General features: G+C 71.3%; 12 protein-coding genes and 1 pseudogene. 3 read left to right on the forward strand and 10 right to left on the reverse strand.

Annotated features, from left to right (window positions below):
* From BHQ18_RS28325 to rplM, 6 genes and pseudogenes are all read right to left on the reverse strand, one after another.
* Positions 1–808 (reverse strand): annotated as a pseudogene (locus BHQ18_RS28325) (hypothetical protein); the annotation flags it as partial.
* Between the two features lie 2 nt (positions 809–810).
* Entirely contained in the window at positions 811–1116 is a 306-nt protein-coding gene (locus BHQ18_RS28330) for a DUF7162 family protein (protein ID WP_069416966.1), read from the reverse strand.
* Between the two features lie 40 nt (positions 1117–1156).
* Complete coding sequence (gene glmM, locus BHQ18_RS28335; RefSeq protein WP_069416967.1) at positions 1157–2494, reverse strand: phosphoglucosamine mutase; 1338 nt, start codon at positions 2492–2494, stop codon at positions 1157–1159.
* Between the two features lie 249 nt (positions 2495–2743).
* A complete protein-coding gene (locus BHQ18_RS28340) occupies positions 2744–3172 on the reverse strand; it encodes a hypothetical protein (RefSeq protein WP_069416968.1) in 429 nt (142 codons plus the stop codon).
* 239 nt (positions 3173–3411) lie between these two features.
* A complete protein-coding gene (gene rpsI, locus BHQ18_RS28345) occupies positions 3412–3918 on the reverse strand; it encodes a 30S ribosomal protein S9 (protein ID WP_069416969.1) in 507 nt (168 codons plus the stop codon).
* Positions 3915–4358, reverse strand: coding sequence for a 50S ribosomal protein L13 (gene rplM, locus BHQ18_RS28350; RefSeq protein WP_069416970.1), 444 nt, complete (start codon positions 4356–4358; stop codon positions 3915–3917). Before rplM ends, rpsI begins: the two co-directional genes overlap by 4 nt.
* Before the next feature lie 315 nt (positions 4359–4673).
* Here rplM and BHQ18_RS28355 point away from each other — a divergent pair, with 315 nt between their 5' ends.
* Complete coding sequence (locus tag BHQ18_RS28355) at positions 4674–4865, forward strand: excalibur calcium-binding domain-containing protein (RefSeq protein WP_069416971.1); 192 nt, start codon at positions 4674–4676, stop codon at positions 4863–4865.
* A 105-nt stretch (positions 4866–4970) separates the two neighbouring features.
* Here BHQ18_RS28355 and BHQ18_RS28360 read toward each other — a convergent pair whose 3' ends face one another.
* The 4 genes from BHQ18_RS28360 to eccCa all read right to left on the reverse strand — a co-directional run bounded on the left by BHQ18_RS28360 (position 4971) and on the right by eccCa (position 10406).
* Positions 4971–5267 (reverse strand): WXG100 family type VII secretion target, encoded by a 297-nt coding sequence (locus BHQ18_RS28360; protein WP_069416972.1) that lies wholly within the window; start codon positions 5265–5267, stop codon positions 4971–4973.
* A 10-nt stretch (positions 5268–5277) separates the two neighbouring features.
* Positions 5278–5601 carry a WXG100 family type VII secretion target gene (locus BHQ18_RS28365; protein WP_069416976.1) on the reverse strand — a complete coding sequence of 108 codons (324 nt, stop codon included), beginning with the start codon at positions 5599–5601 and terminating at the stop codon, positions 5278–5280.
* A 69-nt stretch (positions 5602–5670) separates the two neighbouring features.
* Complete coding sequence (locus BHQ18_RS28370) at positions 5671–6789, reverse strand: type VII secretion-associated protein (protein ID WP_069416973.1); 1119 nt, start codon at positions 6787–6789, stop codon at positions 5671–5673.
* On the reverse strand, positions 6786–10406 hold the full coding sequence (gene eccCa, locus BHQ18_RS28375) for a type VII secretion protein EccCa (protein ID WP_069416974.1): 3621 nt from the start codon (positions 10404–10406) through the stop codon (positions 6786–6788). The genes BHQ18_RS28370 and eccCa overlap by 4 nt, the downstream gene beginning before the upstream one ends.
* A 134-nt stretch (positions 10407–10540) precedes the next feature.
* Between eccCa and eccD the strand changes: the two genes are divergently transcribed.
* Both eccD and mycP read left to right on the forward strand, forming a co-directional pair.
* A complete protein-coding gene (gene eccD, locus BHQ18_RS28380; RefSeq protein WP_069416975.1) occupies positions 10541–11881 on the forward strand; it encodes a type VII secretion integral membrane protein EccD in 1341 nt (446 codons plus the stop codon).
* A partial coding sequence (gene mycP / locus BHQ18_RS28385) for a type VII secretion-associated serine protease mycosin (protein WP_084294474.1) occupies positions 11878–13119 on the forward strand: 1242 nt, incomplete at its 3' end. The genes eccD and mycP, both read left to right, overlap by 4 nt.

Here is a 13119-nt window from a genome sequence, read left to right on the forward strand (position 1 = left end):
GGCTCGGCGGCGGTACGGTGGGTGGGCTCCACGCGCCCGTCCCGCCGGACACGAAAGCGGCAGGCACGACGGGCGCCGGGGTGGCAGCGACGGCCTCGGCCGGCACGAAAACCGGCCCGAGCTCACCGGGTACGTCGAACGTCGCGCCCGACGCCGCCGCCAGCGCAGCCACCACCTGCCGGTAGACCGTTTCGACCGTGACGGTCGCGGCGCGCATCGCGGTCAGGTACTGATCGCCGATCGCATTGTCCACGAACGGTTTCACCTCCTGGTCGACCAGTTCGCTGGCGATCGCACGGTCCCCGGACCCGGTGGTCACGGTCTGCGCGGCCGCCATCCATTCCGCACGCCGCGGTTGGGTGCCGTCGCCGATCGCCAGCACGGCGGCCACCTTGGCGTCGACCGCCTGCCACAGGCGGTCGCGCAGGTCGGCAAGCGCCTCGACGGCCGTGCGGACCGCGTCCGCGGCCCGTTGCGACGACTCACCGTGTCGCGCGAGGAACACCCGCGACGCGTCGGCCCCGGCGCCGCGCCACGCCGTGGCCAGTGCCGCCGGCTGCTCCCGCTGCCGGGCCAGCGCATCCTCGACTGCCGCGCAAACTGCCTGCAGCGCAGCGCAATCGGCGTCCAACGCCAACAGGTCCATCCCTGCTTCGTGAAGGTAGCGGTCCCGGACCTGGCCTGGATGGGCGGTCAGATCGGGATGCTGGTAGCCGAGTGACCGGCAGGCCAGCACGTACTGCTCGAAGTCGGCCACGTCGGGCAGGGCTTCGCCCAAGCGGGCGCCGGCGTCGTATTTCTCGGCCACCGTCAGCCCAGCCGTCCGGCGGCGCGCAGATCGGCGTCGGCATACCGGTCGGCCGAGGCCCGCAGCGCACCGGCAATACCCGCGGCGGCGTCCGACCATCGTCGCAGCTGGCCCGCGATGTCGTCGACCGCGCGGCGCACCGCGTCTCCGTGTGCGACGTAGCCCCGCCCGGCGGCGGCCCCGTCGAAATTGAGGCCACCCAGATGCGTGCGCGCCGCGGCGCCCACCGCGTCGGCGACCGCCTGGTATTCGCGCGCGATGCCCGTCAGAGCCGTGACGTCGACATGGGCTGCGTCGGTTCCTCCCATGTGGAGTTTGGACGCACCCCGGGCGCGGAAGGTTCCACGGTCAGCGTTGCGCGCTGACCTGTTCGGCCACCCGCACCGCCATCTGCCGCGCGGTGTCCTCGTCGGCGGCCTCCACCATGACCCGTACGACCTGCTCGGTTCCGGAGGGCCGCAACAGGATTCGGCCGGTGTCCCCCAGTGCCGCCTCCACTTCGGCCACGGCGGTGCGCACCGACGGCGCGTCGGCGACGGTCGCCTTGTCGGCCACCTCGACGTTGATCAGCACCTGCGGCAGCGTCTGCATCGGCTCGGCGAGCGCGCCCAGCGGGGCACGGGTCTGCGCCATCCGCGACATCAGCCGCAGCCCGGTGACGATGCCGTCGCCGGTCGTGCCCAGCGAGGGCATCACGATGTGACCGGACTGCTCACCACCGAGCGCGTACGCGCCGGCGCGAAGTTCCTCCAGTACGTAGCGGTCCCCGACGCTGGTGGTGCGGACCTCGATGCCGGCCGCCCGCATCGCCAGGTGCAGGCCCAGGTTGCTCATCACCGTCGCCACCAGCGTGTTGCCGGCCAGTTCACCCGATTCGCGCATGGCCAGCGCGAGGATCACCATGATCGCGTCCCCGTCGATCACCCGGCCGTCGGCGGCCACCGCCAGGCAGCGGTCAGCGTCGCCGTCGTGGGCCAGCCCGAGGTCGGCGCCGTAGGACACCACCGCCGAGCGCAGCGACTCCATGTGCGTCGAGCCGCAGCCGTCGTTGATGTTGAGGCCGTCCGGTGCGGCGTTGATGGTGATCACGTTGGCCCCCGCGGCGCGGTAGGCCTGCGGCGCGGCTGCCGAGGCGGCGCCGTTGGCGCAGTCGACGACGACGGTCAGCCCGTCCAACCGCGTCGTGACCGCCTTGCTGACATGGCGCAGGTACCGGTCCAACGCGTCCTCGGCGTCCACGACGCGGCCGATCCCGGCGCCGGTGGGCCGACCACCCGGTCCCTGCGAGACGAGTTCTTCGATCCGGTCCTCGGTGGCGTCGTCGAGCTTGTGCCCGCCCGGCCCGAAGATCTTGATCCCGTTGTCGGGCATCGGGTTGTGCGACGCGCTGATCATCACGCCGAAGTCGGCGTCGTAGGCGCTGGTCAGGTAGGCCACTGCGGGGGTGGGCAGGATCCCGACACGCAGCGCGTCGACGCCCTCGCTGGTCAGCCCGGCGATGACGGCGGCTTCGAGCATCTCCCCGGAGGCCCGCGGGTCCCGGCCCACCACGGCGACCCGCCGGGCGTGTCCGCCGGTGCTGGCCAGCCGTCGGGCGGCCGCCGAGCCGAGGGCCACCGCGAGTTCAGCGGTCAGCTCCTGGTTGGCGACGCCGCGCACTCCGTCGGTGCCGAACAGTCGAGGCATGCCGACAAACTTCTCATACGTGGCCGCCGCAGAGCCAACCGCGGACGTCGGGACTCGTGCCGCAGGCCGCCTCGCCACACCGGCCCCCCGCGCGCCGAGCGTCGGAAAAATCACGCAATTCCCCCGAAATCGCACCAAAACCCCGACTCTCAGCGACCGTGCCGCCACTCGCCAATCGGTGCCCGAACGCGACTCACCGCCCGCATCCGGGTGGATACGGGCGGTGAGGTGGCTAAAACCGGCTACCGACTAGCTGCCGTCTTCCTCGGCGGTCGGCTCGGTCGGCTGCTCGGCCGGCGCCTCAGAGGTCGGGGTGGCCTCCTGGGCCTCGCCCTGAGCCTGGCCCGGCGCGTTCTCCGACTGGCCCGGACCGTTCTGCTGGATCACGACGGTGCCCAGGTTGTTGGTGCACGCCGTCTGGTCGGTGCCCTCGGTGTCGGCGGCCTGCGCCAGCGCGCTCACCGAGTTCACGTCGGTGTCGCAGACACCGGCGGCGATCTGCGCCGCGGCGGCCACGTCGACGTCCTCGAGGACTCCGGCGTTGCCGATCGAGACATTGACTCGGCTGTCCTGGGCCGCGTCCGGCTGCGCCATCGCGATTCCCATTCCGGCGGTGAAGAGCAGCGATCCGCCCATCACGGCGCCCGCAGCGAGCGTCTTCGCGTTCTTCGAGTTCATCAATTGCTCCTTTTCAGTCCGGAGACGGCGGTCCGGTCCCCTGACGAGGTGACTGGTTCGTACCGGTGGCAGTTGCGGCCTGCCGCGCGTGTAGCGCCGCCGCCTCCAACCACGACGGGTTCACGAGACGCGCGGCATCCAAACCGATCGGGGCGGAATTGTGAACTTCGCCGCAATCCGCCGGTTGAATGCAAAACCGCCGGGCGTGCGGTGCACACCCGGCGGTTTTGGCTGGTCGATCAGCGCTTGCTGTACTGAGGCGCCTTGCGGGCCTTCTTGAGGCCGTACTTCTTGCGCTCGATGGCCCGCGGATCGCGGGTCAGGAAGCCGGCCTTCTTCAGCGCGGGCCGGTCCTCGGGCTGCACCAGGATCAGCGCGCGGGCGATGGCCAGGCGCAGCGCACCGGCCTGGCCCGACGGGCCGCCACCGTCGAGGTGGGCGTAGATGTCGAAGCTCTCCAGCCGGTCCACGGTCACCAGCGGAGCCTTGATCAGCTGCTGGTGCACCTTGTTCGGGAAGTAGGCCTCGAGGCTGCGGCCGTCCAGGTTGAACTGACCGGTGCCCGGCACCAGCCGGACCCGCACGACGGCTTCCTTACGGCGGCCGACGGTCTGGATGGGCCGGTCGATGTAGACGGGCTCGCGGGGCGCCGCGTCGACGGCGGCGTCCGACACAGCCTCGGTCACGGCGTCGGTGTCGGTGTCGGTGTCGACGGGAGCGTCGACAGTCGTTTCAGGCTGAGTCACTGGGCCACCTGCTTGATCTCGAACGGAATCGGCTGCTGCGCGGCGTGCGGATGATCCGGGCCGACGTAGACGCGCAGCTTCTTCTTGATCTGGCGCCCCAGCTTGGTGTGGGGAATCATGCCCAGGATCGCGCGCTCGACGACACGGTCGGCGTGCTTGTCCATCTCCTCGCTCAGCGACCGCTTCCGCAGACCACCGGGATAACCCGAGTGACGGTAGTGGAATGTGCGGTCCGCCTTGTTACCGGCGATGGAGATCTTCTCCGCGTTGATGACGATGACGAAGTCGCCACCGTCGACGTTCGGCGTGAACGTCGGCTTGTGCTTGCCGCGCAGCAGATTCGCTGCCTGAACGGCGAGCCGGCCGAGTCGCACGTCGGTGGCGTCGATGACGTACCACGAACGTGTGGTGTCACCCGCCTTCGGCGTGTACGTAGGCACAGCGCTACCTCTCTTCTCTCGGGTATCTAGCCCCGGTGACCCGGGTGCCGGTCAGGCGAAGCGGTGGGTTCGTTCTCGGCGACCGACGTTGACCCGAGAACCCGTGCGTACCGCACGCCAACGAGGCAGCTTACCTGTAGCCGTCGTCGCAGGTCAAAACGCCCTTCGGCGGCCTTTCCCGGCCCCCGGGCAGGGAACTGACGCAATCGTAGGGAAAACCCGGATTCCTTTTCACCGCTGCACATCTAGCGTCGTCCCGGTGGCCGGCCCTCTCGCCGGTCCGTCGGGGGAATTCACCATCTATCTGGAGTGACAATGATTCGTGCACTGATCGTCGCCGCGTGTGTCGTGGGCGCTACAGCCGCGGGGGCGGCGACCGCACAGGCCGACACCTATTACAAGAACTGTTCGGCCGCGCGGGAGGCCGGCGTGACGCCGATCCTGCAGGGCCAGGACGGCTACGCCGAGCACCTGGACCGTGACGGCGACGGAGTCGCCTGCGAGTAGACGCGCCGGTGTAGCGCCACCGTGGCCGCTCTCCTTCGGCCACGGTGGCGCACACTGCGCGGTCCCCGGCTCCCCTCCTGCAGAACCGCGCAGGCTTTCCGGGGGTCAGCCGCCCCAGGCGCCCGCGGCGCGGCGGTCGGTGTCGGCCACGTCGTCGGCGCCGTCACGGACCGCGTTGCCGAGGCTGAACAGGATCTCGTTGAGCGCGCCCGCGGCCTGTTCCCAGCGCGCCTGCTCGATGCGATAGGCCTCGGCGGCCTGCCGGGTCCACACCTCCTGCAGCGGCGCGATCTGGGCCCGGAGTTCGTCGAGCGCGCCGTTCAGTCGTGCGGAGGTCGCGTGGATCTCCTGGCGGACGGTGTACTCGATCTCGTCGAAGTTGTACGACAACAGGTGGTCCATCACCGCTCCTCTACAGCTGGTCGGCCACCGCACCGATGCGGTGCGAGTGCGTCTGGGTGGCTTCCTGCAGCGTCTGCTGGTTGAGCCGGATGGTCTCGGCGATCCGTTGCAGCGAGGCGTGCAGTTTCAGCGATTCGGCGTTCCACCGGTCGACGACCTCGCGGAACCGGGCTGCTGCGACACCACCCCACACCGACGCAGGCACCGCGCTCATCCGCCCGATGAACGACTGCAGCATCGCGCGGATCTCCTCGTTGCGCGCATCGGTCTTGCTCGCGACGGCCGTCATCAGGTCGAAGTCGGTGTTCAGTGAACCGCCCTGCGGTGTCGTCATCGGCATCCTCTCTTTTCGCGTGACTCTGACTGGTACGACGCACCCGGTCCCGCTCCGGTTCCACCCGATTCACAATCGGGCGTGCGCCGATCGGATCGCCTGGTCGCAGGCCTCGCGCACGGCCCATTCGCGACCCGTCGCGCTCTGGCACCCGATCGCGATCCGCACACCCGCGTCGACGACGACGGCCCACCGGACGTTGCGGTCGGCGCGCAGTTCCCGGTATGTCACCGCGGCGCGGCCGGCGACCGTGTCCGCGGCGTTGAAGTCGACGAACACGTCGGCGGGCTCGTCCGCCAGCGCGGCTCGCAGCGCCGCGGCCGTCTGCGCCAGGTCGGCGTGCGCCGGCCCGGGCGACTGCGTCAGGTGCAGCGACACGTCGCCTTCGGTCGGCGAAATGATCTGCAGCCGAGCCGATCCCGGACCGGAGGTGATCCGTCGCACCGGCCACCCGGCGGGTACCAGGACCTTCACCCGGCCCTCGGTCAACAGTTCCGTCGCCGGTTCGGGCGCCTCCGGCAGCCCGCGTAGCAGCAGCGCGCCGCAACCGATCACGGCGGCGACGGCGGCGACGATCAGCACGACGCCTCGGCGACGGGGCGCGACGGGCTCAGCGCCACTGGACCGCAGCGGCGCGACCGACAGCACCTCGTCTCCGACGAGACGACACGGAATCCGGCTCTGCCCCAGAGCTTTCCTGAGGCCTTCGACCAGCGCATCGGCGGGCACGCCCGTCGGTGCGTCGATCACCACGGGTCCGGACCGCCCCAGGGCGGCCAGCACCCGGTCGGTCACCGCCGGGCCCAGGTTCGGCACGACGGCGGCAGGCGCGCCCGGGCGGGTGACCACCGTGACCTCCGCGGCGATCTCGACGACGGTTTCGCCGCGGGCCCGGTCGATCGCGGCGGTGCGGGTGATCACCTCGACCTCCGTCGCACCCAGGGCCTTTCGGATCCGGTCGATCCGGTCAGTCGGCCACCAGGTCGGGCAGACGAGGACGACGGTGTCGGCGCCGGCCGCGGCGGCACCCAGCACCTCACCCCACAGATCCGGCACGGGCACCGCCCGGTCGTCGACGAGAGCAAGGTCGTCGTCGACAGCCGCCAGCGCCGCCGACACCAGCTCGGCGGCAACGGCTCCCGGCCCGCGTACGGCGGCGGGACCGACCTCGACGACCGCTGCGCTCACGGCGGCGGAGTCCAGCCCACCTGGATGAGCCGCTCACCGTCGCCGCGGGTGATCAGTGTGGCCCGGCCGGCCGGTAGCGGGGACGGCCGCACCGAACCGAGCAGTGGGCCGTCGTCCGGGCTCGCGCTCATCATCACACCCACGCAACCGAGTTCGCGCATCCTGGCCAGTACCGGGTCGAACATGGCGCGGGCCGCGCCACCGGACCGGCGCGCGACCACGAGGTGCAGGCCGAGGTCGACGGCGTGCGGCAGCACGTCGGCCAGCGGGGTCAACGGGCTTCCGGTCGAGGCGGCCACCAGGTCGTAATCGTCGACGACGAGGAAGATCTCGGGACCCGACCACCACGACCGGTCCCGCAGCTGCTGCTGGGTCACGTCCTCACCCGGCATCCGGGACTGCAGCTGCGCCAGCAGTTTGGGCAGCCGCGTCTCCAACGCCGCCGGTGACGCCGAGTATCCGCTCAGGTGCCCGGTTTCGACGACGCCGAGCAGCGAGCGCCGGAAGTCGACGATCTCGAGTTGCGCCTCCTGCGGATCGCGGGTGCGCACGACCTCCCGGCACACCAGCCGCAGCAGCGACGTCTTACCGCACGCCGCTTCGCCCAGCGCGAGCAGGTGCGCGTGCTCGACGAAGTCCACGGCGACGGGTTGCAGATCACTTTCACTCAGCCCTACCAGAAGCGAGTCATGTTCGGACGCAACGTCTTTGATGAGCCGTTGCTGTGTCACCAGGGTCGGCAGCAGTTCGATGCGCGGTGCGCGAGCACCGTCCCAGCGTCGCCGGTGCCGGTCGACGGCGGCGGCGATCGCATCGCTCAGCCCGGTCGCGCTGGGCACGCCGTCGAATCGGGGCAGTGCAATCACCATCTCGCGGCCGTCGGCGGTGAGGCCGCGCCCCGGCGGCGCGGTGCACAGCGTGCGCGCCCGGCGCCGGTCCATCTCCGACTCGGCCGGGTCGCCGAGCCGCAGTTCGATCCGGGTGGCGATCTGGTCCTTCAGCGCGGGACGGAGTTCGGCCCACCGGGATGCGGTGATCACGACGTGCACGCCGAACGCGGGGCCCTGAGCGGCGATCGCGGTGATCGGTGCCTCCAAGGCGTCGAACTGCTGGCGCAGGTGCGCCCATCCGTCCACGACGAGGTACACCTGCCCGTGCGGGTCGTCGGCGACGCCCGGATGCCCCGCGCAGCGCCGGGCGCGGTACTCGGCCATCGAATCGATGCCGAGCGCGCGGAAGCGGTCCTCGCGCGAACGGATCACCGATTCGAGCACGGCGACCGTGCGTCGGCACAGGTCGGCCTCGGCGCGGCCCGCGACCGACCCGACGTGCGGCAGCAGTGCCAGGCCGGTCAGGGCACCACCACCGAAATCCAGGCAGTAGAAAGCGATGTCGGTCGGGTCGCGGTCTTGGGCCAGAGCCAGCAGCAGTGTCCGCGCGGCCGTCGACTTACCCGATTGCGGCGCCCCGACGATCGCCACGTTGCCCGCCCCGCCGCTGACGTCCGCGAACAGAAGATCCCGCCGCTGCTCGAACGGGTTGTCCACGAGTCCGATCGGCACACCCGCGCCGGACCGACCGAGCATGTCGAGGGTCGGGGACGCCGACAGCGGCGGCAGCCACACCGGATGCGCCGCAACGCCTTTGTCGGCGATCCGGTCCAGCACGGCGTCCAGCACGGTGCTCGTCGGTTGCGCGGCTTCGCGGTGGGCCGGGGGCGCGGCGGTGAAGACCGCCGGTGCGCACACCACGCCGCGGTCCTCGCCCCGCGGGGGTGGGCCGGGTTCGGAGACGAACGCGGTCTGGAACCGGACCAGTTCGCCCGCCGCTGTCTTCAGGTACGCCGCACCCGGCGTGCCGGGCAGCGTATGCGCGTCTGTGACGCCCAGCACGGCGCGGGACTCGCCGGCCGAGAATGTCTTGAGGCAGATGCGGTACGACAGATGGGTGTCCAGCCCACGCAGCCTGCCCTCGTCGAGGCGCTGGCTCGCCAGCAGCAGGTGGATGCCCAGCGACCTGCCGAGCCGACCGATCGCCACGAACAGTTCGGCGAAATCGGGATGTTGACTGAGCAGTTCGGAGAACTCGTCGACGACGATGAACAGCGCGGGCAGCGGCGGCAACGGCGCACCGCTTGACCGGGCCCGCGCGTACTCGGTGACGTTGGCGTAGTTGCCTGCGGCGCGCAACACCTCCTGCCTGCGGTGCACTTCGCCGGCCAGGGCGTCGTTCATCCGGGTGACGAGGTGGGCCTCATCGGCGAGGTTGGTGATGATGGCAGCCACGTGGCGAGCCCGCTCGAATCCGAGAAACGTTGCTCCACCTTTGAAATCGATCAGCACGAGGTTCAGCACGTCGGGCGGGTGGGTGGTGATCATGCCGAGTACCAGGGTGCGCAGCAGCTCGGATTTCCCGGATCCGGTGGCGCCCACGCAGAGCCCGTGGGGGCCGATACCGCCGCGGGCGGCTTCGTTGATGTCGATGTGCACCGGCTCGCCGTCTTCGGTGACGCCGATCGGCACGGGCTGGATCTGCCGGTCACCCCGGCGGGTCCACCGGGACTCGGTGATGTCCTCGGGCGCAGCGGCGCCGATCAGCTGCAGCCAGCCACGCGATCGCGTCCCCGGATTCTCCGGCGACCGGCGACCGCGGGCGGCCAGCCGCCGGGCGCACACCACCGCCTGCGCGCGGCTCAACCCATCGGGTCGGCACACGACCTCGCGCCCGTCGGCGCTCACCGTCACCGCGCGGTCGTTCGACGCGTCGATCACCAGTGCGGTGACCCCGTCTGCGGCGGTGGCCCTCTCCGACGGCCCGTCGACGATCACCACCGTGTGCCGGCCCGGTCGGCCGTCACCGAAATGCGGCAGCCACTTCAACCAGTCCCACTCCCGCAGATCGCCGGCCACGGCGAGCCGAACCGACTCGGGACCGTGAAACGCCGCGAGCTGGCAGACCACCGCCCGCACCACGCCGCGCGCATGTTGCGGGTCGCCCTGCACGGCAACGACTTTGTGTGCCGTCAACGAAACTGTGACCGGCATGTCCGCGACGACCGAACGCTGCGCGATGAGCGCGCGCAGCGCCGACACCGTCACGGGATCCTGCTCGTCGGCCGCACCGAGTTCGGGTTCGCGCAGCGGGGTGCAGAGCCCGCTGTCGCCGGTGCCGATTCGGACCCGGCAGAAGTCGGCGTCATCGGGTTCCCGCGGGGCGACGCTGCCGATCACCGCCCACAGTGACTCGGGCGGCGGGTGCCGGCGGCGCTGTGCGCGGTGCTGGTGTGCCGTCGTGGCCAGAAGGTCGTCGTCGAGACGGTCGAGGTAGCGCAGGTAGTTTCGCCGGTTGGCGTCGATCTCGGCGGATCGGCCGGCGCCCCCGCGCGCGCCGTACGCCACGGTACCCAGAACGGACATCAGCATCATCACCGGGAAGAACATGAACATCGGGCTGCGCCCCGTCCCCGACCCGGCTGTGAAGTAGACCGCGATCATCCCGACCGCCGCGACCAGCATGGCCACCGGCAGCAGTCGGGCCACCGGGTTCGCGGCGACCGGCTTCGGCAGCGCGGGCGGCGCGGTCAGCACGACCTCGCGCTGCGCTCGATTCGGTTCCATCACCGATATCCGACGCCGGCGACGCCGATCCGGTTCCATCCACAGCCCGCAAAACTGCTGCGGCAGCGGTTCGCTCGGCGGCGTTAGCGTAGGGACGAGTCATATCCGGGGGGATGCGTCGTTCGGGGGATACCGTGTTCGATTCGCTGTGCCGCGTCAGCGTCCACGTCGACCGTGCCGACACCGCGCAGACGGTCGACCTCGCGCTGCCGAGCGAGGCGCGGCTCGGCGACATGCTGCCGGCGATCGTCGACCTCGCCGAGACGGGACCCGCACGGAGCGGGCGCTGGCGTCTGCACCGCATCGACGGCTCACCGCTCGACGAGTCGCTGACGTTGCGCGACAACATGGTCGACGACGGCGAGCTGTTGTGGCTGACCACCGAACACGTGCCCGAACCCGTTCTCGTCGACCGCGACCCCGGCCGGACAGTCGCCACCCGACAGTCCCTCGGCGCCATCCCGCGACCGGTATGCGTCACGCTGAGCTTGGCCGCGGCAGGTCTCGGAGCCGCAGCGATCGTCTGGTCGGCCCGCTCGACCGCGGCCACCGCAGCCGTCGTCACCGGCGCGGCCCTGTCGTTGGCGGCGGCCGGCGCCGCGGTCGCGGCCCGACGCGCGTACCCGACCGACCCGACGTTGTGCGCTTCCCTCGGGCTGCTGGCCGCGATGCTGGCGGCGGTGACCGGTGCCGTCGTGGTGCCTGCGGGGCCACTCGTCGCGCACGTGCTGCTGGCCTCGGCCGCCGCATTCGCGGTCGCGGTGATCCTGTTGCGGCTCAACGGCGTGGCGGTTGCCGTGTTCACGTCCGTGGCCACCGCCTCCCTGCTGTGCGCGGCAGGTTCGGCGATCGCGATCGTTTGCCGTTTCGATCCCGCTGCCGCGGGCGCCGTGCTCGCGACGACGGCGCTCGCCGCGTTGAGTATGGCGCCGCGGTTGGCGATCGCGCTCACCCGCATCGGCCCCGCACCACCCGACCCGGACGCGCCCGAACCGGCCGCGGTGGAAACCGACCGCGCCGCGCGGGCCCACGAGGCTCTGACGGGAATGGTGCTTGGCGCATCGCTCACCGCCACCGCAGGGTCGGCGGTCGTCGCTGCTGCCACGGGCTTTCACAACCAATCACCACTTGCGCCCGTGGCTTTCACCACCGTAACCGGCTTGGCTCTGCTGTTACGGACCGGCACGCACGGCGGCGCAGTCCGCCGCTCGGCGTTGGCGGTATGTGGATCCCTCTGTGTCACAGCCGGGTTCGTCGTCCTGACCGTCACAATCCCTCACCACGCACACTGGCTCGGCGCGATCGGCGTGGTCACCGGGACTGCCGGCCTGGGCCCGCTGCTGGATGTCAGGCCCAGCCTGGCGGTGCGGCGGGCCGCCGAGATCGCCGAGTATGCGGTACTGGCCGCAGCGATACCGCTGGCGTGCTGGGTGGCCGGCGCCTTCGCGGTGGTCCGTGATCTGGCACTGACATGAGCGGCGCCGGAACCCGAACCGTTCGCGTGCTCGCGGCCGTCGCCCTCGCGGCGGTGATCGGCGCGCCCGAAGCCGCCGCGATCACACCGCCAACCGTCGACGACACCCGTCTGCCCGCCCCGCGCCCACCGTCACCCCCGGACCGCACCGAGCAGACCGGACCGTGCACGACAGCGACCGCAGCCACACAGCCCGTCGGCGGCCAACTCGACAGCCTGGATCTGCAGTCCGTGTGGCGGCTCACCCGCGGCGCCGGTCAGACGGTCGCGGTCATCGACACCGGCGTCGCCCGCCACCGCCTGCTTCCCCGCCTCGCGCCCGGCGGCGACTATGTGTCCGGCGGCGACGGCACCGACGACTGCGACGGCCACGGGACCGTCGTCGCGGGGATCATCGGTGCCGCACCCGACCGCGACGACTCCAACGCTTTCACCGGCGTGGCACCCGACGCGTCGATCATCGGTATCCGTCAGTCCAGCAACAAGTTTCGGGCCGCCGACAACCCCGGCGGCTCCGGCTACGGCGATGTCGACACCCTGGCCGCCGCGGTGCGCGGCGCGGCGGACCTGGGCGCGACGGTCATCAACATCTCCACCATCGCGTGCGTGGCCAAGGACGCAGATCTAGACGACCGCGCGTTGGGCGCCGCGCTCGCCTACGCGGTCGACGTGAAAAACGTCGTCGTGGTGGCGGCCGCCGGCAACGCCGGGGCAGCCGGGCAGTGCCGCGACGGCAACCCGGCGCGTCCGGGCCGCCCGGATTGGACCGACGTCGAGGTCGTGGTGAGCCCGGCCTGGTACGACGACTACGTGCTGACGGTCGGTTCCGTCGCGCCGACGGGCGCGCCGTCGACGTTCAGCCTCGCAGGCCCGTGGGTCGATGTCGCCGCGCCCGGCGAGCAGGTGGTCTCCCTGGACCGCGACGGTGAGGGCCTGGTCGCCACCACACAGGCGGACGGTGGCGAGAAGCCCATCGCGGGCACCAGTTACGCCGCGCCGGTGGTGGCGGGCATTGTCGCGCTGCTGCGGTCGCGGTCTCCGCAGTTGACCGCCCGCCAGGTGATGGGGCGCATCGAGCAGACCGCGCGCCGGCCCGCTGCGGGCTGGGACCCCCACGTCGGCCACGGAGTCGTCGACGTGGTGGCCGCCGCTGGGACGGCGCGGTCCGTGGGGTGCTGGTCGTGTCGGACACCGTCAAACCGACCTCCGCGCAGGCCATTTCCCGGCTGCGCGCGCTCG

Origin of the sequence: Mycolicibacterium flavescens (assembly GCF_001722335.1) — a bacterium.
Classification (GTDB): Bacteria; Actinomycetota; Actinomycetes; order Mycobacteriales; family Mycobacteriaceae; genus Mycobacterium; species Mycobacterium flavescens.

Bases quoted from the DNA above. Each gene is read 5' to 3' on its own strand.
- BHQ18_RS28330 (WP_069416966.1), bottom strand. From the start codon at position 1,116: ATGGGAGGAACCGACGCAGCCCATGTCGACGTCACGGCTCTGACGGGC.
- glmM (WP_069416967.1), bottom strand. From the start codon at position 2,494: ATGCCTCGACTGTTCGGCACCGACGGAGTGCGCGGCGTCGCCAACCAG.
- BHQ18_RS28340 (WP_069416968.1), bottom strand. From the start codon at position 3,172: ATGAACTCGAAGAACGCGAAGACGCTCGCTGCGGGCGCCGTGATGGGC.
- BHQ18_RS28355 (WP_069416971.1), top strand. From the start codon at position 4,674: ATGATTCGTGCACTGATCGTCGCCGCGTGTGTCGTGGGCGCTACAGCC.
- BHQ18_RS28360 (WP_069416972.1), bottom strand. From the start codon at position 5,267: ATGGACCACCTGTTGTCGTACAACTTCGACGAGATCGAGTACACCGTC.
- BHQ18_RS28365 (WP_069416976.1), bottom strand. From the start codon at position 5,601: ATGACGACACCGCAGGGCGGTTCACTGAACACCGACTTCGACCTGATG.
- eccCa (WP_069416974.1), bottom strand. From the start codon at position 10,406: ATGGAACCGAATCGAGCGCAGCGCGAGGTCGTGCTGACCGCGCCGCCC.